Annotated in this window: 21 protein-coding genes and 2 pseudogenes; 16 read left to right on the top strand and 7 right to left on the bottom strand. The window is 35.1% G+C overall.

Going from position 1 to position 24,550, the window contains the following annotated elements; translation table 11 throughout:
* The first annotated feature begins 396 nt into the window (after positions 1-396).
* The 6 genes from FG390_RS14820 to FG390_RS14795 all read left to right on the top strand — a co-directional run bounded on the left by FG390_RS14820 (position 397) and on the right by FG390_RS14795 (position 10,123).
* Positions 397-2,034 (top strand): DUF4209 domain-containing protein, encoded by a 1,638-nt coding sequence (locus tag FG390_RS14820; RefSeq protein WP_141191814.1) that lies wholly within the window; start codon positions 397-399, stop codon positions 2,032-2,034.
* Between the two features lie 149 nt (positions 2,035-2,183).
* On the top strand, positions 2,184-2,579 hold the full coding sequence (locus FG390_RS14815) for a (deoxy)nucleoside triphosphate pyrophosphohydrolase (RefSeq protein WP_141191813.1): 396 nt from the start codon (positions 2,184-2,186) through the stop codon (positions 2,577-2,579).
* 122 nt (positions 2,580-2,701) lie between these two features.
* The gene (locus tag FG390_RS14810) at positions 2,702-5,605 is read left to right on the top strand and encodes a DEAD/DEAH box helicase (protein WP_141191812.1); all 2,904 of its coding nucleotides are present in this window, start codon (positions 2,702-2,704) and stop codon (positions 5,603-5,605) included.
* Positions 5,606-5,712: 107 nt separating this feature from the next.
* On the top strand, positions 5,713-7,761 hold the full coding sequence (locus tag FG390_RS14805; RefSeq protein ID WP_141191811.1) for a DUF4357 domain-containing protein: 2,049 nt from the start codon (positions 5,713-5,715) through the stop codon (positions 7,759-7,761).
* Between the two features lie 568 nt (positions 7,762-8,329).
* Complete coding sequence (locus FG390_RS14800; protein ID WP_141191810.1) at positions 8,330-9,010, top strand: MerR family transcriptional regulator; 681 nt, start codon at positions 8,330-8,332, stop codon at positions 9,008-9,010.
* A gap of 183 nt (positions 9,011-9,193) precedes the next feature.
* Positions 9,194-10,123, top strand: a complete 930-nt coding sequence (locus tag FG390_RS14795; protein WP_258311689.1) for a GNAT family N-acetyltransferase — start codon at positions 9,194-9,196, stop codon at positions 10,121-10,123.
* 230 nt (positions 10,124-10,353) lie between these two features.
* Here FG390_RS14795 and FG390_RS14790 read toward each other — a convergent pair whose 3' ends face one another.
* From FG390_RS14790 to FG390_RS14780, 3 genes are read right to left on the bottom strand one after another with little or no spacing between them, the layout of a single operon-like run.
* Positions 10,354-11,628, bottom strand: coding sequence for a DUF4153 domain-containing protein (locus FG390_RS14790; RefSeq protein WP_373681557.1), 1,275 nt, complete (start codon positions 11,626-11,628; stop codon positions 10,354-10,356).
* A 31-nt stretch (positions 11,629-11,659) separates the two neighbouring features.
* Positions 11,660-11,881, bottom strand: coding sequence for a helix-turn-helix domain-containing protein (locus tag FG390_RS14785; protein ID WP_141191808.1), 222 nt, complete (start codon positions 11,879-11,881; stop codon positions 11,660-11,662).
* A 10-nt stretch (positions 11,882-11,891) separates the two neighbouring features.
* Positions 11,892-12,371, bottom strand: a complete 480-nt coding sequence (locus FG390_RS14780; protein ID WP_181406517.1) for a DUF2975 domain-containing protein — start codon at positions 12,369-12,371, stop codon at positions 11,892-11,894.
* A gap of 172 nt (positions 12,372-12,543) precedes the next feature.
* Between FG390_RS14780 and FG390_RS14775 the strand changes: the two genes are divergently transcribed.
* The 7 genes and pseudogenes from FG390_RS14775 (at position 12,544) to FG390_RS14745 (ending at position 17,199) form a co-directional block, all read left to right on the top strand.
* Positions 12,544-12,702: a sigma 54-interacting transcriptional regulator gene (locus FG390_RS14775; protein ID WP_141191807.1), complete on the top strand. Its 159-nt coding sequence runs from the start codon at positions 12,544-12,546 to the stop codon at positions 12,700-12,702.
* Positions 12,695-13,027, top strand: a pseudogene (locus FG390_RS14770) (PTS sugar transporter subunit IIB); the annotation flags it as partial. The gene FG390_RS14775 and the pseudogene FG390_RS14770, both read left to right, overlap by 8 nt.
* Positions 13,028-13,213: 186 nt before the next feature.
* Positions 13,214-14,188, top strand: a complete 975-nt coding sequence (locus FG390_RS14765) for a mannose/fructose/sorbose PTS transporter subunit IIA (protein WP_141191805.1) — start codon at positions 13,214-13,216, stop codon at positions 14,186-14,188.
* 28 nt (positions 14,189-14,216) lie between these two features.
* Positions 14,217-15,023, top strand: a complete 807-nt coding sequence (locus FG390_RS14760; RefSeq protein ID WP_141191804.1) for a PTS mannose/fructose/sorbose transporter subunit IIC — start codon at positions 14,217-14,219, stop codon at positions 15,021-15,023.
* 17 nt (positions 15,024-15,040) lie between these two features.
* Positions 15,041-15,952, top strand: a complete 912-nt coding sequence (locus tag FG390_RS14755) for a PTS system mannose/fructose/sorbose family transporter subunit IID (RefSeq protein ID WP_141191803.1) — start codon at positions 15,041-15,043, stop codon at positions 15,950-15,952.
* Between the two features lie 107 nt (positions 15,953-16,059).
* Positions 16,060-16,443, top strand: a complete 384-nt coding sequence (locus FG390_RS14750) for a DUF956 family protein (RefSeq protein ID WP_141191802.1) — start codon at positions 16,060-16,062, stop codon at positions 16,441-16,443.
* 477 nt (positions 16,444-16,920) lie between these two features.
* Positions 16,921-17,199 carry a hypothetical protein gene (locus tag FG390_RS14745; protein ID WP_141191801.1) on the top strand — a complete coding sequence of 93 codons (279 nt, stop codon included), beginning with the start codon at positions 16,921-16,923 and terminating at the stop codon, positions 17,197-17,199.
* Between the two features lie 232 nt (positions 17,200-17,431).
* On the opposite strand, the gene FG390_RS14740 is transcribed toward FG390_RS14745, so the two are convergent.
* A complete protein-coding gene (locus FG390_RS14740; protein WP_141191800.1) occupies positions 17,432-17,821 on the bottom strand; it encodes a DUF1259 domain-containing protein in 390 nt (129 codons plus the stop codon).
* A gap of 511 nt (positions 17,822-18,332) precedes the next feature.
* On the opposite strand from FG390_RS14740, the gene FG390_RS14735 reads away from it, so the two are divergent.
* From FG390_RS14735 to FG390_RS14725, 3 genes are all read left to right on the top strand, one after another.
* Positions 18,333-18,908 (top strand): NAD(P)H-dependent oxidoreductase, encoded by a 576-nt coding sequence (locus FG390_RS14735; RefSeq protein ID WP_141191799.1) that lies wholly within the window; start codon positions 18,333-18,335, stop codon positions 18,906-18,908.
* A gap of 647 nt (positions 18,909-19,555) precedes the next feature.
* Positions 19,556-20,044, top strand: a complete 489-nt coding sequence (locus FG390_RS14730; RefSeq protein ID WP_141191798.1) for a tubby C-terminal domain-like protein — start codon at positions 19,556-19,558, stop codon at positions 20,042-20,044.
* Between the two features lie 180 nt (positions 20,045-20,224).
* Positions 20,225-21,754: a malate:quinone oxidoreductase gene (locus FG390_RS14725; RefSeq protein ID WP_141191797.1), complete on the top strand. Its 1,530-nt coding sequence runs from the start codon at positions 20,225-20,227 to the stop codon at positions 21,752-21,754.
* Positions 21,755-21,930: 176 nt separating this feature from the next.
* Here the strand turns inward: FG390_RS14725 and FG390_RS14720 are convergent.
* The 3 genes and pseudogenes from FG390_RS14720 to ahpF all read right to left on the bottom strand — a co-directional run.
* Positions 21,931-22,137, bottom strand: a pseudogene (locus FG390_RS14720) (HAD family hydrolase); the annotation flags it as partial.
* A gap of 296 nt (positions 22,138-22,433) precedes the next feature.
* A complete protein-coding gene (locus tag FG390_RS14715) occupies positions 22,434-22,865 on the bottom strand; it encodes a YybH family protein (protein WP_141191796.1) in 432 nt (143 codons plus the stop codon).
* A 158-nt stretch (positions 22,866-23,023) separates the two neighbouring features.
* Positions 23,024-24,550, bottom strand: coding sequence for an alkyl hydroperoxide reductase subunit F (ahpF, locus tag FG390_RS14710; RefSeq protein ID WP_141191795.1), 1,527 nt, complete (start codon positions 24,548-24,550; stop codon positions 23,024-23,026).

Raw genomic sequence — 24,550 nt, 5'->3', positions numbered from 1 at the left:
TTTACCATTCTCCCACACACTTTTCCCTTGAAATTCTCTAAAGACATGATCTAAGTGCATCCGAATAAGGTTTTGAGTAGCTGTTCGCTCTTGAACCAATGTTCGCCGTGCTTGTCGAAGTGCAAGGCACCTATCTATGGATGGGAACAGTTTTTGAGCCAATTTATCATGCTTGTGGAAGGAATCAAACTCAGGCAGCACTTTTCTTCGGACTAATAGCATATAAAGTTTTTATGGAAAGACCCGACGCATGGGCTTGTGGGAGGTTTCAGTTAAACGGAAAAGATATTAAGAGCTTAACTTATTTTCGAGTGAACTATCAACCTTAATATCAAATAAGAGTAGCAGGTTCAATTTGAACCTGCTCTTTTATGCTATACTCTAGAAAATCAAAAAATGGAATGGTATTCTATAATAGAACATACGTTTCCTATAACTTTGAGAGTTGGTGACTTTGTGCTTGATAATTATTCTGTTACAAATTATGGTATCAACGATTTAGCAACAGGTTTTCATATTAAACAACTATTGGAAGACTTAGAGAAGGAAAATAACCAACTCGTGGATTTAATAATATCAGTTGGACAAAAGGAAGCAACCTCAATAAGGGACTATGAATTGTTACTAAAAATTAAGGCGATTTTAGAGTATCAAGACTATATTCAGTTTTTAAACAGTGAAGAATCCAAAGTTGTACTAAAGAAATTTTATTGCTTACTTGATAATCAGGATATTGAAGCAGAATTAATAAAAAGAAAGATAATAAAATTTATTAATATCCACTCAATAAAAATATTTACAGATGCTGATTATGATATAAAAAGTGAAACACTAAAATTATGTATTGCCTATACTGGTGGAATTAAAGTATGGAATGAGATAATTGAGACTGCTGATGACTTTTTGATGATGTATAAATTTGATGATTTATATAAGGTAATTCATAGTACAGAATTAAAAAGTAAATTAATAAATAAAATTCTCTTCCCTTTGAAATTAAGGGCATATGAAAAACAAATTGAAATTTCAATTCGAATTAAAAATGCATTTAAAGAGATATATTTAAAGTTTCTAGAAGAGATAGTTCTGTTCTTAGAATCAAAGGAATTTATAAATGCTAGCAATATTGGACAAGTGAAATTAATGAAGGACATTTTAGGGAGTCGTATTTTAGGGCTTCATGGGGAAATTAAAATTAAAAAAAGACTCGAATCAGCTGAAAAAATTCTAGACGATTCACTCCAGAATAACAGACTTCAAATTGAAGCTACCTCAAAAGAGTATTCTGATTTAGAATCGGTTTGTAGAAATTTTAAAGAAAAGTTTTATTATCTCACTTATATGGAATTTTTTCCTTTATATCAGCTTATGCAGTACGAGAGTGAAGAGAAGGGTCTATTGGATTTTATTTCTTATATGAATGGAATAAATCATGAGAAATATGGAAAAGCATCGTTCTCGTTAAAATTTAATCAGTTTAAAATGCAGATGGTTGTAAATACAATGTATTTAATGGCAACATATAAAGATTCCTTTTGGGAGGAGTTAATTATATATGCAGAAGAAATACAGGATTTTACTGGTTTATCTGCCTTTTTAAAGGATGATTTAACAAAAATCAAAAAATTATTCAATGACCAAGAATATTTCTTAGCATCCCTTTACATGACCCTTTTAATAGAAAGAATTCTACGTGAATTGTATTTAAAGTTAACTTATGATGTAGCGGGAATTTTTAAGGAAGCTAGCTTTACTTTAGGTGAAATGCTTAACTTTACTTCTAGCCCAGAAATAAATAAGCTAAGACTTCTTTTTTCAAAGGAAGAGCTCGAAACAATCGAGTATTTTTTAACCAATAAGGAATATGGAATGAATTTAAGAAATAGACTAGCTCACTATAATATTAATTCTGAGGAAGTAGATATAACCCATTTTTCAATCATAATGCATATATTTATTTTCATTTTGGTTAAAATTGATTATCAAGGGTTAGCTTTCGATAATGAAAAACCTCATTTAGATGTGATGGGATGAACCGCATCATAAGTACAGACAAGCAAGAACAGAATTATAATCAAGTTATAAGCTAGAATGCTCAAACTCTAAAAGTTATCTAACAAAATTGATTGTATTGTATAATAAAAATTAAAGAAAGTAACAAATATCGAAAATAGGAGAAAATAATGAAGAATAATATTTACGTTGTGGGAGCAGTCATCATAGAAAAAGGTAAAATTCTTTGTGCACAAAGAGGACCTTCAAAGTCATTAGCTAATAAATGGGAGTTTCCAGGTGGGAAAATTGAATCAGGAGAGACCCCACAAGAAGCATTACAACGTGAAATAGTAGAAGAAATGCAATGTAAAGTAGAAATTGGTGATCAAATTGAACAAACTGTTTATGAGTATGATTTTGGTATTGTTCATTTAACAACTTTTTTCTGTAAACTTATTGATGGGGAACCTGTATTAACAGAGCATGCCGCCATTAAATGGCTATTGCCAAATGAACTTAAATCGTTAGACTGGGCTGCCGCTGATATTCCTACTATTGAAAAGTTATTTAAAACGAATGTGTAATGATCTTATACAAGCTATTCATGTCTATATATGAGTAGCTTTTTATTTTTGGAAAGATATTGATCTAATGGCTTTAGAATATTAAAATTATTCTTAAATATTGCAAATGATTGGTGGTAACTATGGAAAATTTTGTTCAAAATTTAGAAGCATCATTACATAAAGGATTTATTGATCAAAACGCTAATAAACAGGGTAGTTATAAGCCTAAGTTACTAATAAACAATAAGAGAAAAAGTGAAAATGTGCTTCATTCCTTATTAGAAGAGTTAGATCACTGTAGTTCTTTTATGTTTTCAGTAGCATTTATAACAGAGAGTGGTTTAGCAACTCTAAAGTCTCACCTTCATGACTTAAAAAACAAAGGAATTAGCGGGAAAATATTAACATCAACATTTTTGAGCTTTAATCAACCAAAAGTATTTAAAGAACTTCTCAAAATTACAAATGTTGAAGTAAGATTAACAAATCTAGAAGGCTTTCATTCTAAGGGGTATATATTTAACAATCAAACACATTATTCTTTAATTGTTGGAAGTTCGAATTTAACCGCTCAAGCATTGAAAGTAAATTATGAATGGAATGTTAAGTTAACTTCACTCGAAAATGGGGAAATCATTCATCACTTTAAGAACCAATTTGATGAAGTTTGGAAAGAAGCGCAGCCTTTAACTAATGATTGGATATCAAATTATGAAAAAAACTTTGTTCAGACAATAAATAATAGATCAGAAAATCAAGTTGCTGATTTTCCAACTAATTATCAAACCAATTCAATTAAAGAAACGTTCAAGATTGTTCCTAATAAAATGCAACAAGCGGCATTACAAGAGATTCAATCCGTTCGTGAGACAGGTAAAGATAGAGCATTAATTATTTCGGCAACAGGGACAGGAAAAACATATTTATCAGCATTTGACGTGAGAAGTTTTAAACCCAAAAGGTTGTTATTTATTGCGCATAGAGAGCAAATCTTACATAAAGCAAAGTCAGATTATTATAAAGTTCTGGGAGGACCAAGTAAAAATTTTGGTATCTTGTCAGGCTCTTATAGAGATTTAGAAGCAAAATATTTATTTGCCACAATTCAATCCATTTCGAAAGCAGAAACCATGCAACAATTTGATCCCCAAGATTTTGACTATATTTTAATTGATGAAGTACATAAAGCTGGTGCAGAATCATATCAAAAAGTGATTAAATATTTTAAACCAAAGTTTTTAATGGGAATGACAGCAACACCTGAACGATCAGATGATTTTAATATCTATGAATTATTTAATTACAATGTGGCATATGAAATTCGATTACAGGAAGCTCTTGAGGAAGATATGCTGTGTCCATTTCACTACTATGGGGTTACAGACTTAGAATTGAACGGTCAAGCTATTGATGACACTACAATATTGTCTAAACTTGTGACCGAAGAACGGGTTGATCATTTAATAGATAAGATAGATTACTATGGTTTTTGTGGTGATAAAGTTAAAGGACTCATTTTTTGTAGTAGGAAGGAAGAAGCACAAAAACTATCAAGTGCTTTGAATGAGAAGGGGTATAGAACAGTAGCATTAACAGGAGATAACTCACAAGAAGAAAGATTAAGGCAAGTCAATCGATTAGAAAATGGGAGCTTAGATTATATCCTAACTGTGGATATATTTAACGAAGGTATCGATATTCCTTGTATAAATCAAGTTGTTATGTTGAGACAAACACAATCAAGCATTGTTTTCATTCAACAGTTAGGGCGAGGACTGCGTAAACACGAATCCAAGGAATATGTTACAATTATTGATTTTATCGGTAATTATAAGAAAAACTATTTAATTCCTGTTGCTCTTTCAGGAGATCAATCGCTAAACAAAGATAATATTCGTAGATATATGAATGACTCGGGTTACATTAAGGGTTTATCAACAATAAATTTTGAAGAAATAGCTAAAGATCGTATCTATAAATCTATTAATAGCAGCAATTTAACCGAGTTAAGAATATTAAGAGAAGCTTATATTGAATTAAAAAATAGAATTGGCCGGATTCCATATTTATACGATTTTATAAAAAATCACTCAATCGATCCAACTGTCATCACTAATAAGTATTCAAACTACTATCAATTTTTATTAAAAGTAAAAGAAGAAATTCCATCAATAACAGCGTATGAAGATAAAGTTTTAACTATGTTTAGTTTAGAAATTTTGAATGGGAAACGACAACACGAGGTTATTTTATTAGATCTGTTACTGAATAATAAACAAATTAACTATGATGATTATATAAATCAATTAATGGAAGCAAATTGCAAGATAGATAAAAAAACGTTGTCATCCGTACAACGAATTTTTGACTTGTCATTCTTTACCCAAGCTTACAAGAAAAAATATGGGGACAAGCCTATTGTTATCCTAGATAAAAACAATAAATTAAGATTTAATGAATCAATAGTCGAAAGTTTAAATACCCATGAGTACTTCAAACATATGATCAAAGATATTGTTCAAAGTGCAAAAGAAAAAAATAAGTATTATCAAATTGATCAGTCGCTTACATTGTATCGAAAATATACGAGAAAAGATGCCTGTAGACTGTTAAATTGGGATAAAGACGAAAGCTCTACTATGTATGGTTATAAGGTTAAATACCAGACATGTCCTATATTTGTGACATATCATAAAAATGGTGAAGTTGAATCTAGTGTAGATTATGGTGATGAATTTCTAAATCAAGATATATTAAAATGGTATACAAGAAGTAATAGAACATTAAAATCAGAAGAAGTGAAAAAAATAATAAACGCAAAAGACAATAACACAGATATTCATATTTTTATTAAAAAAGATGATGATGAAGGCAGTGATTTTTACTATTTAGGTCAGGCTACTCCAGATACAAAAACCGTAGAACAATCTGTAATGAAAGATAAAAACAATAAAGAAATTCCAGTTGTTCACATGAACATGATAATGGAGAAGAGTATAAATACTAGACTATATCACTACATAAAAAGTGGAAATCTTTCTTGATGTAATTGTGTATTTGGTAATTTAAAATTGAGCCGTATTTAATCGGTTCGATCACATTTAATGAATCACATGTTGTATAGTTGTTAAGGAAATTGGAGGAATGTTTTATGAAAACAAAATTAACAGCTCAAGAAACTCCTTTATATAAAGTTTTTTCTGATGATTATTTGTTCACTGTACCATCTGTTCAACGTCCTTATTCATGGACAACAGATGAGGCTGGGGAACTCCTGGACGATATATTAGAATTTATTAATCACTATGGTATTAAAGAAAATAATGTCAGCAATGTTGACGAACCTTATTTTTTGGGAAGTATTGTTTTAGTAAAAAAAGACGGCCCAAAATCTGAGGTATTAGATGGCCAGCAGCGATTGACTACACTTACCATCTTATTTTCTATACTGCGCGACATTTTAAGCGATGATTACGCAGATGATATTGAACAAATGGTGGTACAGAAGGGTAGTAAGATATTAGGTACAAAGGATACATATCGATTACATTTACGTAAAAGAGATGATGAGTTCCTAAAAAAGTACATACAAGAAAAAGGAATGACACACAAGGTAACAAAAGACACTCCTTTCAAGACGGATAGCCAAAAAGCTAGTCGAGATAATGCATTGTATTTTATGGAGCGCTTAAATGAATTAGATGAAGACACAATAAAAACACTTCCATTAGTATTAGCAACTTTGTGTTTTATTGTTGTAGTTTCTACCCCCAATTTTGATTCAGCTTTTCGCATATTTACTGTTTTAAATGACAGAGGGTTGGATTTGCTTCCAAGTGATATTTTTAAAGCACGTGTAATAGGAGCAATCTCTGAAAATGAACAAGACTTTTACACAAATAAGTGGGAAGATGTAGAAGTATCATTAGGTCGGGATAGATTCAATAAGTTGTTTGATCATATAAGGATGATAATCCAAAAAAGAAAAGGTAGTGCAAATTATAAAGATGAATACGAGGATATCTTCTCTAAAGTAACCGGGAAATACTTCATTGATGATATATTAATTCCGTATAGTGAAATTTATCTAAAACTCGTTGATTTTAGATCTTTTTACAGTTATCAGCCAAAGATAATAAAAGTATTAAGCTTGCTTAATCGGATTGATAACAATGACTGGATTCCTGTGGCAATGTTTTACATTCGTGAATATAACGAAAACCTGGAAGAATTTTTAAGTTTACTAGAACAATTTGCGGGTATCAGCATGGTGCTTCGGAAAAACTTCAATTGGCGAATGTCCAAGTACTCACAGATACTAAGACAAATGGAAAAAGGAGTCGATGTTTTTTCTGAAGAATCTTTATTAATGGTATCTGATGATGACAAAAGGGCTGTTTTGGAAAAATTAAATGGCGACGTGTATACAGAGTTAAAAGATACTGTAAGGAGATACGTACTGCTACGCCTAGATTCATTACTAACAAACGGACAACCTTTCTACGATCATTCCGTTATTACTGTTGAGCACGTCCTTCCACAAACACCTAAAGAGGGCAGTGATTGGTTGAGAAATTTCTCTGATCCATCTGAGTATGTGCATAAACTGGGTAATTTAGTTCTATTAACTCGATCAAAAAACTCTCAAGCTCGAAACTATGATTTTAATAAAAAGAAAACATCATATTTCCAACCTAAAAATGGAGTTACGACTTTTGCGTTAACTACTCAAGTAGTTCAAGAAAATGAATGGACGCCTGAGGTTCTCGAAGCAAGACAAAAGAAATTGATTAGCCTATTGCGGCAAGCATGGGATATTAATGTAACAGATACGTTTGGTAATAGGGATAAAAACAATAGTAAATCTAATAATAGTCGATTAAATAAAAAGTACTTTATAAATGCGGCTAGAGGAGCAAATGCAATCGGTACTCCTGTTTCTGATGGTTTTCAGGTGTTTAAAGGTTCATTATTTGCAAGTTCGGTAAGTGATCCTTATCAACAAGGATATCTAGATTTAAGGAAAGATTTAATTGATAAAGGTTTGTTAGTAACTAAAGAAGATGGTGTATGTTATCTTGTAGAAGATTATACTTTTTCTAGTGCATCAACTGCTGCAGCTTTAGTTATGGGTCGTAGTGCTAATGGATTAGCGGAATGGAAGACAGCAAGTGGTGAGCTGTTAAGGGATCATGAGTAAGTGGTCAAATTATCTCCGCGTACCTGTCACCACCCGAAGTTTGTTGAATATTGTCGAAGTGCCAGGCACCAATATTTTACCCAATATTTTTATCAAACTTTAAGATATTACCTCACTATACGATTATTCGAACTCTTTTTGTGATCACAAGTAACACTCAATCAAATAATTTAAAATAAAAAAACAAAAAAGTGTTCTTTAGAGTATAAGCAAACTACCGTGTATCAGGTTTACGCTATACCTGTTAAGTAAAGAAAAATACTGCACACAAAAATGTACCCTTTGACTTTTTGCTGAAAGATACGCTTTTTTTGAACTAACACACGCTTTAGTGAAAGAAGATTTAATGACTTTAAAGATTAGGATCATATTTTAGTTATACCATAAATTTACGTTTGTTTTGCTCATTTATCAATCTTTCTCTCAATCTATCCCTTAAAAATTTGTGATAGATAAAATTACTGGTTCTGTATTGAATGATTCATGTCATTTCACCTTTTTATGCAGGATTATTGTGAATCATTGGTGAACTATTAATTGTAAGTGAGACACAAAAAGGGAATTATTTATGAACCGTGGACCAGTGATTAGGGAGGGTGACCAAACTGTGCATTGGAAAATACTAGATTTTTCTAAAGAAATCGGGAAACATTACAATACTATTGACAATTGGTTTAAAAGGATGGAAGAAAAGAAGATTCATTATATTAACCGTACTATCGAAACTGGAGAAAAGACGTATGATGAACTGGATCTTCAAATCGCGCTTTATATCCGAGATAAACGAGATGAGAAATGGTCACTTGATGTTATTTTCACAGATTTACCAAACAGGTTTGACTTACGCCCTTTTCCTATCAATGAAAACAATAACAATGATCCACAAGTGATAGATACAGAAGGATTAAAAAGACAAATCAAAGAAGAAATTATGGCTGCATTTAGGAAGACGGCGGCATCTCAATTACAATTAATAAAAGAAGACTTTTTACGGACCTTACCTAAACCTCCTACCCCAGAGGAAGAAAGGGATCGTCGGATGACAGATATGATCACACAACATCGTGTGAAGTCGAAGCTCGAAGCCGAAGCCTTAGAACTTTGGTGGAAAAAGCCAGAGTCAGAACGAATGAGAAGAATAGGGTTCTTCCGCAGGGAAGAAGACCGTGACAAACGAGAGCAATTCGTAAGAAGGTATATCCAAGAACATTATGAGGCTAAGGTCAGGGAGGATTTTGGTGATAATTAGTGATTCATATGGGGCTTGTGAGTCTCTTGTGGGAACACCATGCACAAAAGGGATTCAATAAACAAAAACAGAGTTATTGATTTCTCACTCCGTTTTAAATGCGATTAAATATCTCAACACAAAATAATACACCAACGAAGTATTTCTAATAGTAATATTGTCGAAGTGTGAGGCACCTATATTATGATAGAATTTATAAAGACATGGTTATTTGTGACGGGAGAAAAAACTTTGAATGAATTGAATTACATTAAAGACTACAAGAACGAAGAGAATCTTAGAAAAAGTTTTAATGAACTTGCGACAATGGTTTTTGGTATAAATTTTGAGGATTGGTATCAAAAAGGATTTTGGAGTAACCGTTATATTCCTTTTTCTTATAGTGATGGAGGTAAAGTTGTTGCAAATGTTTCAGTCAATGTACTGGATTTAATTATTAAGGGTGAGAAAAAAAGGGCATTACAGATTGGAACAGTAATGACCCATCCAGATTATCGAAATAGAGGGCTTTCTGCTAGTTTAATGAACAAAGTTTTAGATGAATACAAGGACAATTACGATTTTATGTACTTATTTGCTAATCAATCGGTTTTAAATTTTTACCCAAAGTTTGGGTTTAAATTAGTAAATGAGTATCAATTTTCAATGGACTTTTTATCGGGTAATTCAGATAGGACGGGTATTCGTAAGCTCAATGGTAATAATGCAGAGGATATTAATTTTATTTATAAATTTGCAACTGAAAGAGTGCCTGTTTCCGAACATTTTGGAACGGGAAATACTCAAGGGATTCTAATGTTCTATTGTCTATACGTTTTTTACAATGATATTTACTACTTAGAACAAGAGGATGTTATTGTAATTTGTAAGAAGGAAGGTAAACAAATGGATATTTTTGATATTCTTTCTAAAAAGGAAATTAATATTGACGAAATTCTTACAAAAATTACTTATGAAGATACAAAGAAAATTGTTTTTCATTATACTCCAGATTATAAAAGGATACATACAAAAAGTGATATTTTTAATGGAAGTGAAGTATTATTCGTAAGAACCAATGGTTACAATCATTTTCCATTACAAATAAAACACCCTCTTACTTCCCAAGCGTAAAATACTTATATTGAAAAAGACCACAATATAAGTGGTCTGTTATGATATATACTTTATTCTCAAATTTAAATATGTTATTTGGTAAGTTTCGCTGAACCGTATCACAGGTAAATGAGGTTTCAGTTAAAAATATATGCCAAGCCAATAGACTAAGTTATGTATAAGACTTGTATACTATTGGCTTGTTAAAATTACTGATTAGGCGCTATTGTTACATAAATATCACCTTCCTATCTAAAAATAAAAGGAAATGCAAATGTAACGAAAGCTGCCCAAAGTCCATAGACCGGCAGATACTTAGTAATGGCATTTTGGATGGCAAACGGTCCAGTTTTATTTTGCAGAAAGCGCAAATAGGAGAGCATAATCCAAATTAGATTTGCCCAGATAAGTATGTTTAAGCCTAAAACAGCCAGTCTGTTGGGCGTTATCCCATAAGAAGATAGTCTGAACACGATGGCTGACAAAGCTACACTGTTAATAATAAGAGCAAGAACAATGAGGGCAAAGTTTATATAATCTGAAATGTTCTTTTCCTCGTCTGTATCACTTTCAGTTATGGAAAATATGGTGACGATCAATACACCAAGGAGTATTCCATTAAAAGATATAAGGAAATTGCGGTCTAGGAATGGATTTTTTCCGACCCCAATAACGGTTATAAGATAAACAAACAATGTAGCTAGGACAAGCGGACTGAAAATTTTAGCTAAATAGGGTGTTATATTTTTAGCAAGTTTTAGATTGTTTGATACAAGGTAGGTAGCTACAACAGCGAGTCCGGCAGCACCAAATAGAATAATATTTCTAAAATAGAAGTCTTCTATATTCAAGCCGAGAAAGCTAAATAACTGCATGGTCAATGCTGCTAAAAGCATGCCGCTAATGGCCATGCTAGCGTATAGTATGCCAAATTCCAAATTAAATTTAAGATAGGCTAATCTTGTGCTACCATTTGAATAGTCATTTCCTGTAAATGCAAGTCCTGTCAATCCCCATAAAAATATGGGAAGGTGTAAATAAGCAAGGATAATACTGTCTTTATAATTTAATGGTAACATATTAAGATAAAATCCGGAGATTAGGAATAACACCAAAAGGGTGTAAAGAACGTTTTTTTTGGGACGATTTTTGTAGACAAAATAAGCTGCAATAAAGGGAAGAATGCCGAAAGCAAGGTTAATTGGAGCAATGGCTTGCTGTTCAACAAAATGGAAAATGGTCCTAGTGCTGATCCCGGACAGAATGGCTAAAATGCCCATGAATAAGAAATCCTTCTGAAGCAAGAATGGTTTCTTTGTAGTTGTCGTCTCCTTAAAATGTAATCTTTCATACCAAATGGAAAGAACCTGCGAATCAGGGTTTTGCGCCCAAGCTTGTGAGAATGACTTTTTAAAAGCTTTTGGATCTTTTCTAAATAGTCTTTCCAGCTCATGGGGGTTTTCAATATTTTCAATGACTGAATTGTTCATGCTCACATTTATACCTCCCCTAATCATTGTCATATGAAGTTCAACTTTCCTTTACAAAACATTATTATCTTTGACTGTCCTCGTCGCTTTTGTATTCTAAAACATCCCCAGGCTGACATTCTAAAGCCTTGCAAATAGCGTCTAAAGTGGTTAATCGAATAGCTTTTGCCTTTCCATTTTTCAATATAGAAAGATTTGCCATCGTGATACCAACCCTCTCTGAAAGTTCTGTTACGCTCATTTTCCTTTTAGCTAACATCACATCAATATTGATTATAATTGCCATTGTTTTCACCTCATATCGTTAAATCATTTTCTGATTTTATATCAATGGCCTTTTTTAATAGCTTTTGAAGAACAGCAGCAAAGACTGCAATCACCATTGAAGCAAAAGGAACAACCAATCCGATAAAAACGACACCCGGGGCATCATCTTTCTCCGCAAAGAGATAGAAGAGCGGCAAGACTAGAACATGTAAGATGCTGATTGTGATGGCGCAGCGTTTTATTTTCTTTAAGGCTATAACGGACAATTCGGAAAAGGCTTTATTTTTGTCAATATAGCGCAAAAGTTTGAAAGTCTGATATAAAGCAAAGTAAAAAGGTAATGCTGATACATAAAAAATCAAAGAAACGGGATATTTTATATAATCAACCTTTGGAAATAATTTTGCTGCAAGATTAGCTAACTCAGGTACCAGAAATATGCACAAAGCAAGAACTGGAAAACCCAAAAGAATAACAACTACCTTTAAAAATAGTGTTTCTGGTTTCATAATACACACCTCACTGATATATTTAATCTCTTTTGATTTTAACAGGTTATTTATTGAATAACAATAAATATTTGTTCCTTTGCGTAATAATTTTATTGTAAAAATCAATTCTATGATTAGATATTATGACTGAACCTAGTTCGATATTTGAATTTAGGGAAATGATTTTGGATTGGATAGGAAGATCATCTCCAAAAAGGGATTTACGATTTACCATATCAAATGTACGGATTACGCACACAATCCGCAGTTATTGATGTCGCATCTGTTTGGTTACGTCAAGGGGGCTTTTACGGGTGCTACTGCTGTAAGCTGCACCTTTTCGAATTAAAGCGAATGTCATCACGGTGGAGAAAATGATAAGGCTATATCATGGTCCGCGTTTTGGTGTTTTAAAAGCTATGATTCTGGTTGAGGACCCTGTTGATGCAAGGTGTATTGTCGAAGGTGGTATAAAGATGGATTCTATCAATATTGGTGCTATGAGTTTTGACGTTACGCGGATAATGATTACCGATCCGATAGTAGTTAATGCAGTCGATGTGGAGGTTTTCAAGTGGTTTCATGATCGTGGTATTAAGCTGGGTGTCCGCAAGGTTTCCAATGAAAGGTCAAAAAATCTTTGGAAGTCATTTTCCGACAAGAGTTTGGTGTAATAATTCCTATATTTTCTACTATACTTTACTGTAAACCTCCCTTAATCATCATGCAGGGGGATGAGATGTGTTTCAGTACAGCAATTTATACAGTATGTTATTTCGATTTTTTTGAAAGCGATAACATTCCTAAGTGCTTTAGTCATTTACTAAAGTAAAAATATTTATCATAGGAGGTATTAAATAATGGTAGGTATTATTTTAGCAAGCCACGGCGATTTTGCTGAAGGCATTCTCCAGTCCGGCTCAATGATTTTTGGAGATCAGGAGAATGTCAAAGCTGTTACCTTAATGCCAAACGAAGGCCCCAATGACATTAAGGCAAAAATGAAAGAAGCTATTGCCTCATTTGGCGATCAAGAAGAAGTGCTATTCTTAGTTGATCTTTGGGGTGGGACACCTTTCAATCAGGCTAACAGCTTGTTTGAAGAGTACAAAGATAAATGGGCAGTTGTTTCTGGTTTGAATTTACCGATGTTGATTGAAGCGTATGCTTCACGCTTATCAATGAACACAGCGCGTGAAATTGCTACGCATATTATAGGCACAGCTAGAGAAGGGATCAAAATAAGACCAGAAGAATTAGAGATAGCGAAAGCAACTGCCCCAGCTCCTTCTCGATCAAATACAGGAACTCCTGGTAAGTTTAAGTACGTGTTAGCACGTATTGACTCTCGCCTACTTCACGGTCAAGTAGCGACTGCTTGGACAAAAGCTACACAACCTACACGTATCATCGTTGTATCTGATGCGGTAACAAAGGATGAACTTCGTAAGAAATTGATCCAACAAGCTGCTCCTCCAGGCGTTAAAGCGCATGTTGTTCCTGTTGACCAAATGATCAAACTTGCGAAAGATGACCAACACTTTGGCGGTCAACGCGCATTACTTCTTTTCGAAAATCCGCAAGATGCTCTGAAAGTAGTTGAAGGTGGGGTTCCATTGAAGACAATCAATGTTGGCTCTATGGCACATTCACCTGGTAAAGTTCAACCAAACAAGGTGTTAGCCTTTAGCCAGGAAGATATAGATACTTTCATTAAGCTAAAAGAAGCTGGTTTGGACTTCGATGTACGAAAAGTTCCAAATGATTCAAAAGGTGACATGAACGAAATTCTCAAGAAATCTCAAGATGAGTTAAACAGACTAAGACAATATTAATCATCAGAAGAAACGGAGGTAAATCATTATGGATTTGAACATTATTCAAATAATATTAGTCGTTATCGTCGCATTTCTAGCTGGTATGGAAGGGATTTTGGATGAATTTCACTTCCACCAACCGGTCATCGCTTGTACGTTAATCGGCTTAGTTACAGGAAACCTCGTACCATGTCTTATCTTGGGTGGTACGCTTCAAATGATTGCTCTTGGTTGGGCAAATATCGGTGCTGCTGTAGCACCCGATGCTGCACTGGCATCCATTGCATCTGCCATTATTTTAGTTCTTGGCGGCCAAGGTAGTGCGGGTGTATCTTCAGCAATCGCGATTGCCGTTCCACTTGCTGTTGCGGGTTTATTATTAACAATCATCTGCCGGACGATTGCAACAGCGTTTGTACACTTTATGGATGCTGCAGCTAAAGAAGGAAACTTCAGAAAGGTTGAATTATGGCACATCATCGCGATCTGTATGCAAGGGGTACGTATTGCACTCCCAGCTGCATTGATTTTAGCGATTGGTGCGGGTCCGGTGAGAGGCTTACTTGTTTCAATGCCGACTTGGTTGACAGAAGGTTTAGCCATCGGCGGAGGCATGGTCGTAGCCGTTGGTTATGCAATGGTTATTAACATGATGGCGACAAAAGAAGTATGGCCATTCTTTGCAATTGGTTTCGTCTTAGCGACAGTTTCACAAATCACCCTTATCGGTCTTGGTGCTATCGGTGTAGCTCTTGCACTTATCTATATCGCGCTTTCCAAAAGAGGCGGTTCAGGAAATGGTGGAAACTCAAACACTGGAGATCCACTAGGCGATATTATTGATAATTACTAAGAAGGAGGCGGATATAAATGGTACAAGAATTGAAATTATCCAAAAAAAATCGACTTTCTGTTTGGTGGCGCTCAACTTTCCTTCAAGGATCTTGGAACTATGAACGTATGCAAAACGGTGGTTGGGCATATGCAATGATTCCCGCAATCAAAAAATTATACACTTCTAAGGAAGACCGTGCTGCAGCGCTCAAACGTCACTTAGAATTCTTTAATACTCACCCGTATGTAGCTTCACCGATTATTGGTGTCACTTTAGCACTTGAAGAAGAGCGTGCAAATGGCGCACCGGTTGATGACGTCGCCATTCAAGGGGTTAAGATTGGTATGATGGGGCCTTTAGCAGGTATCGGTGATCCAGTGTTCTGGTTCACGGTTAAACCAATCCTTGGTGCACTAGCGGCTTCTCTCGCGATGACCGGTAACATAATTGGACCAATTATTTATTTCTTTGGATGGAATATTATTCGCATGGTATTCATGTGGTATACGCAAGAATTTGGTTACAAAGCAGGTTCTAAAATTACAGACGACTTATCTGGTGGATTACTTCAAGATATTACCAAAGGGGCATCAATCCTCGGTATGTTCATCCTTGGTGCATTAGTTAACCGCTGGGTATCTGTAAAATTCACTCCAATTGTATCTTCAGTTAAACTTGACAAAGGTGCTTATATTGAATGGGATAAATTACCTACCGGGGCACAGGGAATTAAGGAAGCGCTGGAACAGCAAGTTGCTGGTCTTTCATTGGGAGATCACAAAATTACGACTTTACAAAATAACTTAGATAGTTTAATTCCTGGTCTAGCTGCCTTGGCGTTAACAATTCTTTGCATGTGGTTGCTTAAGAAGAAAGTTTCTCCAATCGTTATTATTCTTGGTTTATTCGTGATTGGTGTTGTTTTCCACTTAATTCACTTAATGTAATAGTGAAGATTTTAGACATGTATCGTTCGTGAATACTTGATCAATATAGACGAATTAATGACAAAAGTATAATAAATAAATGAAGCGAAGGGGGATGGAGCAAAAAAATGGTTCAATCAATTAACACAAAAGTCGATTTTGTAACGGATAGCACTTCTTTCATTGGACTAACTGAGTACGGCAAAATCATGATTGGTGACAAAGGGTTTGAGTTTTATAATGCCCGGGATGCTCGAAAATATATCCAAATTCCTTGGGAAGAAGTTGAATATGTTATTGCTTCAGTGATGTTCAAGGGAAAGTGGATTCCTCGCTATGCCATACGAACGAAGAAAAATGGAACTTACTCTTTCTCTTCTAAGCATCCGAAGAGCGTTTTGCGTGCGATACGAAAATACGTTAAACCGGAACGAATGGTGAGATCGCTGACGTTCTTTCAAGTTGTCAAGCGTGGTCTAAAAGTTAAGTTTAGTCGAAAAAGAAGTCATTAGTATCCTGTATTTCGTTGTCATGTTGAAACGAATGCAATTCTTGATAAAGAAAAAAATTGACTTGAATTTGATAGGAATCACTGTTTTTATCAACAGGTTCCAGTTTTCCCTTTCCTTTACCAATCTATAATGAAATGACTTTAATAAAACAATATTTGTTGAGTTAGATTCATCATAATAGTTTCTCCATGGTTTTATGAAAAAATATTGCTTCATTTGATACGAATCTATAAAAGGGGCTGTTCAGAAAATCAGTGAAAATTGACTTTCTGGCAGCCTCTTCTTTTTTTCTAAAAAATGTACAAAAAAAATCGTCCGATCCTGTAAAATGTAAGTTACCGCACCAATTCGATTGTCGAAGTGCCGGGCACTAATATTAACAGTTTTGTGCCAGGCATCTACATAATGTACTACTTTCATGGATTTAGTTATATTGATAATGTGGAGAGGCTTCAGAATTTTAGATAGGAGGAACTAATGAAATCGTATTTAATCATTAGCCAAATCTTATATATACTTTCTTTATTTCCGTGGTTTGTCATTTGGGGATTGTCATTTATGAGCTTTGATAGTGGTGTGAATGCAGCTAATGTCTCATTCGTTTTGGCCATTTCTTTATATCCTGTGGCAATAATCGTAGGTTCCATTTTATCTTGGGTGTTTCGATTGAAAAAGAAACGCTTTGCGATCTTGATTAATTTACTTCCGGTGTCATGGTTTATCGTATTTTTCAGTTTCATGGTATTGAACAATTAAACATATATCTTTGATTTGCTTGATGAAAGGGATGGGCCTCTCTAGTAAATTTTTATAGAATCAATTTGTTCGTCTTACCATTTCTTGCGGGTTAACCACTATTTTTTTCTAGAAGTTAACCTGCATAGGTTCTCATGTCACTATACTTATTTCAGTACCTGTCACCACTCGAAGTTTGCTGAATTTTGTCGAAGTGCCAGGCACCTAGATCAAGAAGGAAGGAGTGAATTTACTACCTTAGAACCTTAAATGCTTCTGCTACTTTACGAGCAAAATCTAATGGTGGCTCAACAGATTGAAAGTGAATATAAAGAATAGTTGGTTCAGTGAACAACCAATGATTATGAAGTGCACTGATGATTATACCATTTCTAATTAAAATGCTTGTAAAAGCTGGTATTTCTTCTTCGAGTATGACTGTTTCACCAAGATTAAGTGCATTACCATTATGATCCAAGGACTCAAATGATACTTCTGCATGAAGTTCACCACGACTTGGACGACCTTGAATTGTAACCGTTAGATTACGCTTAATTTCTACAGAACAAACCCCGTTATTAATTTTTGGCTTTTCTTTTAGGATTTGACCAAACTGTTGGCAAAGTGTATTGATACTATTCATATAAATCCCCTTAATTATCAATTTATTTAATTTATGCTTTGGGTAATAGTTTAGTAACTTGTATTGCATATTTTGATGTAGCAAAGCACGTTTGAAAATTGCAGAACAATTAGATATCAATGCCTGTCATCACCCAAAGTTTATAGAATTAGGAAATAGTATGACGTATTGAGTGGAAGGGGATAGGGAAATTTAGTAAATGCTTAGAATCGATTTGTTCGTCTTACAATTTATTGTAGGTGAGTCACTAGCCTTTTCTGCCGTCTAACTAACATAGGTGGTTCTCATGACACGATACTGGTTCAACTTGTTCAAGGATAGACTAGTAAAAAATATTCTCGATTAATATCAAAATTCGACAGTTTCAGGGAGTGACAGGCATCTGTTTAACTTAAATCTAAATAGCATGGGTCAAAATTTCTAAATATTCCGCTAAAAAAATCTTCTTCTAATGCCTTAAGTGGGATATAATTCGTTGTGGACAGTACTTTATCAATAGGGAGAGCAAAGGATGAATATTCTAATCGTGTACGCGCATCCAAATAAGCAGAGTTTAAGTTATGCAACGTTGCAAAGTGTGCTGAGAGGGCTTGAAGAATCGGCTCATTCGCATACTATCATTGATTTATATGAAGATCAATTTAATCCTGTGCTAATATTTAATGATAAAATCAAACGTAGAGATATGAAAAATGATCCAGAAACAGCGGAGTATAGAGAGAAAGTTCAGCAGGCAGATCATATGATTTTCATCTTCCCCGTTTGGTGGTCTGGTGCACCGGCCATATTAAAAGGATTTTTTGATCGCGTCTTTGCCTCTGATTTCGCCTATACCTATCAAGGCAATATCCCTAAAGGGTTACTTAAAAATATGACTGCAACCATTATCTATACTCAGGATGCACCTAAACTATTTGCTAATACTTTAGGCGGAAAATTAGAATGGAAATGGATCAAGCGTGCGGTCTTAGGATTCTGTGGCGTCAGAAAAATTAAGCGACTCGTATTTTGGGGTGTCAGAACGAGTACGAAAAATAAGAGAGAGCAATGGCTATCAAAGGTTTATGAATATGTGCGAGCACTGTAAATAAAAGCCGAATAGGTAAATGGAGGAATGATATAGTATATTAAAATGGGAAAAAATGTTATTGGGCGAAGTGAAGGGGGAAGTATTAATGAGTGCTTTCGATTCCGCAAAGTCTGCAATAACATAGAGGTTTTTCTATTTTTACTTTTCTTAATTTTTTCACTTTGATCTCATGCCTTTTTTATTAATGGGTGGTTCCAAATTTCAATGTCCAAGATATCAATATTCTCATCAATAGAACCATAAGATATTCCAAAATAGGTTGTTGTTAAGGAATCCCCCAATGTTGACTGATTTGAAAGGCAATCTATAAGCCGTAAAATAGTGTTGTGCAACAAACAATATTTCATCTCCATGTCGATGTGACACTTTTGCTACCAGTGTATTTTTGCACCAATTTTCAATTGTTTTTTCCAGAATTGTAAATATTGCGTGACTTCATTCCGATTTTTTTTGATGAAGACTTGGTAACATCCATAATGAAAATCGAAATTGCTTGACCCATTTTTATACCTCCATTGCTATTTTCACAATTATCCTATCTTCGCTTTAGTGACTTTTAGAGTAGACTTGTATAAAAAATGTAAAATAAGAACTAAACAAACCTTCAAAGCTCAACGATAAAAATTAGGATGGGGAGTTGTCTTTTGAAGGAGTACTATCTCAATTTGCCGCTATTAAAACAATCAACGAAGAAATATACTATACATAATTCAGACGGAGAAAAAATAGGAGAATGGCAACGATATTATAAAAATAAGTTTCAGTTTTTAATTGATTTATTGATTGGTCATTTTTATTTTAACTTAAAAGTCTATGATAGCTCGTCAAATTTAGTCATTCAATCCTTTCATCAGTCAAATTGGTTCAGAGATGTATGGAAAATTAAAACCAACCAGGATTGCAACATATTAAAGAGTGTAACGAAAATCAAAACAAACCTGAGATATGAATATACATGTAATAATAGAATCTTTTTAATAAAACATGATATCGGGAGTAGAAAGATTAAGATACAGGACGTTCAGACAATCACTCTTGTGCCACCAAGAAAGATTGTCATTAGAATTCAAGATCCAATCATTGATATTTATACTGCCACTTGTTTGTTTTATACAGTTGCTACTCAAATTTAGTTTTAAAATTATACTTGTTTATAGAGTTATCCCACCTTTTACCAACCTCAAACAATCTCTAATTCTCAGATAATACTAGATATTTTAATCTATACATCATTATAATAGACTTATAATACATTGAGCTAGAAAAGGTGATTCCTCATCTTTTTTTATAAATATGGGGTAAGGAAGGGTATAATGAGCGATAATCAGAGAGACACAGACGTTATTTTAATTGGTGCTGGGATCATGAGTGCGACTTTGGGATCTTTGTTGAAGCAGTTAGCACCTGAATGGGAAATCAAAGTATTTGAGAAACTTGCGAAGGCAGGAGAAGAAAGCTCTAATGAATGGAATAATGCGGGCACGGGGCATTCGGCCTTGTGTGAGCTTAACTATACACCTGAAAGAGAAGATGGATCAATAGATATTCGTAAAGCGATTAAAATTAATGAACAGTTTCAGCTTTCGAAGCAGTATTGGTCATATCTTGTTAATAGGCATTTGATTGGTGAACCAGAGGACTTTATTAAACCAATCCCTCATATGAGTTTTGTACAAGGGGAGAAAAATGTTTCATTTTTGAAAAAGCGTTTCGAGGCGTTATCGAACAATCCATTGTTTGAAGGAATGGCATTTTCAGATAGCCCTGAAAAACTGAAGGAATGGATTCCGCTAATTATGGAATGCCGTACATTGGATGAACCTATCGCAGCAACAAGAATTGAATCGGGTACAGATGTCAATTTTGGGGCTTTAACACGCCTTTTGTTTAACCAATTAAAGAGGCAATGTGTTAAGATAAATTATAAGCACAGTGTAAAAGATATTAAACGTACAGTGAACGGCACTTGGAAAGTAAAAGTAAAGGATATCAATAGCGGTCAAATCGAGACCCATACAGCAAGGTTCGTCTTTATCGGTGGTGGGGGTGGAAGTTTACCTTTACTGCAAAAAACGGGCATTCCTGAGTCAAAACATATTGGCGGGTTCCCGGTGAGCGGACTATTTATGGTCTGTCACAATCCTGAAGTTGCACAGCAGCATCATGCCAAAGTGTACGGTAAAGCTAAGGTTGGCGCGCCTCCTATGTCTGTTCCACATCTAGATACAAGATATATCGAAGGCAAACAAACACTGCTGTTTGGACCGTTTGCGGGCTTTTCACCTAAGTTCTTGAAAACGGGTTCGAATTTTGATTTGTTAGGTTCGATTAAACCGAATAACCTTCTCACGATGCTCGCAGCAGGCGCTAAGGAGATGGCATTGACTAAATACCTGATCCAACAAGTGTTGTTGTCGAATGAAAAGCGCATGGAAGCTTTACGCGAGTTTATCCCGAACGCCAAGAGTGAGGATTGGGATATGGTGGTCGCGGGACAACGGGTGCAAGTGATTAAAGATACTGAAGCAGGCGGGAAAGGAACCCTTCAATTTGGTACGGAAGTGATTAGTAGCGCGGATGGCTCGATCGCTGCCTTGCTTGGCGCTTCTCCAGGGGCATCCACTGCTGTTCACGTGATGTTGGAAGTATTAGAGAAATGCTTTCCTCAACATATGAAAGCGTGGGAACCGAAAATAAAAGACATGATTCCTTCTTATGGCCAGTCGCTCGTAGAAAATCCAGATATGTTCAAAGTTATTCATGCGTCAACAGCACAGTCACTGGGATTAAGCGATAAGCCATGGACTGATGTAGAAGTAGCGGCGTCTAATCAAAAAGATTAAGAGATATTTTTATCAAAACCTTTGATTCATCTTGGATTGGAGGTTTTTTTTAAAATTTTTTTTGTATGGTCAATATTTATTAAAGTAATATCTCTATTAGTACACTAAGAATTAAACCATCTTAGCGACAAAAAAATAAATATCTAGACTCTTTAACTCTATTATCATTCAACCACTTACGCACACGAAAAATCAATTTTAAAAAAATCCGAGTAATGCCCTAAATGATAATCAGCTATATCACTCTTACCCTGAAAAATGCACGCTCGGATGCCTAATTCTTTTGCTGGTAATAAGTCCAATTCTCTATCTCCAATAACTAAATCCACATGGTGCTTTTTGTGAAAATGAGTATATGCTAAGGAATTGGGTTTACGCGGAAAACATCGTGAACATTTATGTTTAGGTAAATAAAGCCGTTCTCTTTTCTAAAACATGTCCATTGATTTTAATCTCTGGCGGTGCTGGAGATATATCATCATCCGGTGCACAAGTATATGCAGAGTGTATTGTCTCCCATTTCTTATGCTGATCCTATAGAGGAAAAGAACCGCTCGCATATTCAGTACAGTTCCATAAAGACAACGTTAATGGGGAAATTCATCAAATCGTAACCAATCATTATATTTTGAGTAGCCCTATATGCATTAAAAATGATAAGGAGTTCGGAGGCTATACTTCAGTCAAAAATTCCTTTACCTGTTTCCATTTTGATAGGCAATGATGAATGTTCATGCGTTATGAGCCAAGAATCATTTTCTTTTTTTATACAGAATGTGAATCTGTTGGATAACTGACGAAGGATTTCGCCAGATGGGTTGTGGGCTGCAAATGTTGCCTTACAATGAATGAAAGCGAGACGAGAATCTTCTTCAATAGCTAAGTCATCAAAGTCTGTTTTAAGAAGTATATTGTCTTTGTTTAAATCATCAAACCAAGCCACTACCATCTCTCTCCAGCGATCAATTCCGACATATTCCCAGTTTTCCCAGCAGTCATAGATATGGACATCCGAAGCATAAGCAGATAAAAATTTCTCCACATTTTTCTCATAAGTGCTGGTTTTGTAATTTTCTAGAATATCCTGAACTTTATTAAATTGGATGCTCACACAAACAACTCCTTCTCAATCTTTAGTTTTAACTCTGATAACTGTATTCTATTGTTTACAATGATTTTCCTGCTATTACTTCAATGAAAAAAAGACCGCTATACGTGTTTGTATAGCGATCTTAATATAATGTAATGAAATAAGAGTTTGTCTTTTAATTAATTCCGAATAAGATAATCAAAGGCACCTAGTGCGGCATTTGCTCCGGATCCCATTGAAATAATGATTTGTTTATACGGGCTATTTGTACAGTCACCTGCGGCAAATAATCCAGGGACGTTTGTTGTCCCACGTTTATCAACGAGGATTTCACCACGTTCGCGTTCAACCGTATCACCAAGCCACTCGGTATTTGGTACGAGTCCGATTTGAACAAACACACCTTGCAATTCGATGTGGCCTTCTTCACCGGTTTCACGGTCAATGTAGCTGATGCCATTGACTTTATCAGTACCTGTGATTTCTTTCGTTTGAACGTTTTTCAATACTGTGACGTTAGGTAGGCTATATAAGCGTTTTTGAAGGACATCGTCAGCTTTGAGTTCTGGCATAAATTCAAGCACAGTGACGTGTTTGACGATTCCAGCAAGGTCAATCGCTGCTTCAATACCTGAGTTACCGCCACCAATAACAGCAACATCTTTGCCTTCAAATAATGGACCATCACAGTGTGGGCAGTAGGCGACACCTTTATTTTTGAACTCTTGTTCACCAGGAACGCCAACATTACGCCAGCGTGCACCAGTTGAAACGATGACACTTTTACTTTTGAGTACAGCGCCATTTTCTAGTTCAACTTCAAAGAGATCTTTCTTTTCAATGCCGGCCGCGCGTTGCAGGTTCATGACATCAATATCATAGTCCTTCACATGTTCTTCAAGACTTGCAGCGAGTTTAGGGCCATCAGTGGCTTTTACACTGATAAAGTTCTCAATACTCAATGTATCGAGAATCTGTCCGCCAAAGCGTTCAGCAACGATACCGGTGCGAATACCTTTACGTGCAGCATAGATCGCAGCACTAGCGCCAGATGGCCCTCCGCCAACAACAAGAACATCGTATGGATCTTTATCAGAGAGTTCAGATGCATCTGAACCACTGCCCATTTTAGCCAAGATTTCTTCAAGTGAGATACGTCCACCATTGAAAAATTCACCATTCAAGAAAACAGATGGAACTGCCATCACATTCTTACTTTCCGCTTCTTCTTTAAACGCTGCACCATCAATCATGGTGTGCGTAATATTAGGATTGAGAACACTCATGACGTTAAGAGCTTGAACAACATCAGGACAATTGTGGCAAGTTAAGCTGACAAATGTTTCAAAGTGAAATTCTCCACTTATTCCCTTAATTTTATCAATGAGGCTCTGTTCAACCTTCGGAGCTCTTCCACTGACTTGAAGGAGAGCGAGCACGAGAGAGGTGAATTCGTGACCAAGCGGAACACCAGCAAATGTGACGCCCGTGTCTTCGCCAATGCGATTGACACTAAAGCTGGGTGTTCTCGTTAATTTAGCGTCTTCAACAGTAATTCTAGATGACATGGAAGCTAGCTCTTGGGTAAGAGCTAGCATGTCAGTTGAAACTTTATCAGATCCTGCGCTTACTTTGAGAACAATATCATTCTCAAGTAATTGCAAATATTGGTTTAATTGTGCTTTAATATCGGCTTCAAGTACCAT

Source organism: Terrilactibacillus laevilacticus (genome assembly GCF_006517395.1).
In the GTDB taxonomy this organism is placed as follows: domain Bacteria; phylum Bacillota; class Bacilli; order Bacillales; family Sporolactobacillaceae; genus Terrilactibacillus; species Terrilactibacillus laevilacticus.
Note: the sequence above shows the minus strand (reverse complement) of the source record. Positions and strands in the feature narration are given on the sequence as shown.

What these genes read in the sequence shown, in the direction of transcription:
- FG390_RS14800 (WP_141191810.1), top strand. Translation starts at nt 8,330, where the DNA reads ATGAACCGTGGACCAGTGATTAGGGAGGGTGACCAAACTGTGCATTGG.
- FG390_RS14790 (WP_373681557.1), bottom strand. Translation starts at nt 11,628, where the DNA reads ATGACAATGATTAGGGGAGGTATAAATGTGAGCATGAACAATTCAGTC.
- FG390_RS14795 (WP_258311689.1), top strand. Translation starts at nt 9,194, where the DNA reads ATGATAGAATTTATAAAGACATGGTTATTTGTGACGGGAGAAAAAACT.
- FG390_RS14740 (WP_141191800.1), bottom strand. Translation starts at nt 17,821, where the DNA reads ATGAATAGTATCAATACACTTTGCCAACAGTTTGGTCAAATCCTAAAA.
- FG390_RS14725 (WP_141191797.1), top strand. Translation starts at nt 20,225, where the DNA reads ATGAGCGATAATCAGAGAGACACAGACGTTATTTTAATTGGTGCTGGG.
- FG390_RS14805 (WP_141191811.1), top strand. Translation starts at nt 5,713, where the DNA reads ATGAAAACAAAATTAACAGCTCAAGAAACTCCTTTATATAAAGTTTTT.
- FG390_RS14785 (WP_141191808.1), bottom strand. Translation starts at nt 11,881, where the DNA reads ATGGCAATTATAATCAATATTGATGTGATGTTAGCTAAAAGGAAAATG.
- FG390_RS14735 (WP_141191799.1), top strand. Translation starts at nt 18,333, where the DNA reads ATGAATATTCTAATCGTGTACGCGCATCCAAATAAGCAGAGTTTAAGT.
- FG390_RS14815 (WP_141191813.1), top strand. Translation starts at nt 2,184, where the DNA reads ATGAAGAATAATATTTACGTTGTGGGAGCAGTCATCATAGAAAAAGGT.
- FG390_RS14820 (WP_141191814.1), top strand. Translation starts at nt 397, where the DNA reads ATGGAATGGTATTCTATAATAGAACATACGTTTCCTATAACTTTGAGA.
- FG390_RS14755 (WP_141191803.1), top strand. Translation starts at nt 15,041, where the DNA reads ATGGTACAAGAATTGAAATTATCCAAAAAAAATCGACTTTCTGTTTGG.
- ahpF (WP_141191795.1), bottom strand. Translation starts at nt 24,550, where the DNA reads ATGGTACTTGAAGCCGATATTAAAGCACAATTAAACCAATATTTGCAA.
- FG390_RS14765 (WP_141191805.1), top strand. Translation starts at nt 13,214, where the DNA reads ATGGTAGGTATTATTTTAGCAAGCCACGGCGATTTTGCTGAAGGCATT.
- FG390_RS14750 (WP_141191802.1), top strand. Translation starts at nt 16,060, where the DNA reads ATGGTTCAATCAATTAACACAAAAGTCGATTTTGTAACGGATAGCACT.
- FG390_RS14760 (WP_141191804.1), top strand. Translation starts at nt 14,217, where the DNA reads ATGGATTTGAACATTATTCAAATAATATTAGTCGTTATCGTCGCATTT.
- FG390_RS14780 (WP_181406517.1), bottom strand. Translation starts at nt 12,371, where the DNA reads ATGAAACCAGAAACACTATTTTTAAAGGTAGTTGTTATTCTTTTGGGT.
- FG390_RS14745 (WP_141191801.1), top strand. Translation starts at nt 16,921, where the DNA reads ATGAAATCGTATTTAATCATTAGCCAAATCTTATATATACTTTCTTTA.
- FG390_RS14810 (WP_141191812.1), top strand. Translation starts at nt 2,702, where the DNA reads ATGGAAAATTTTGTTCAAAATTTAGAAGCATCATTACATAAAGGATTT.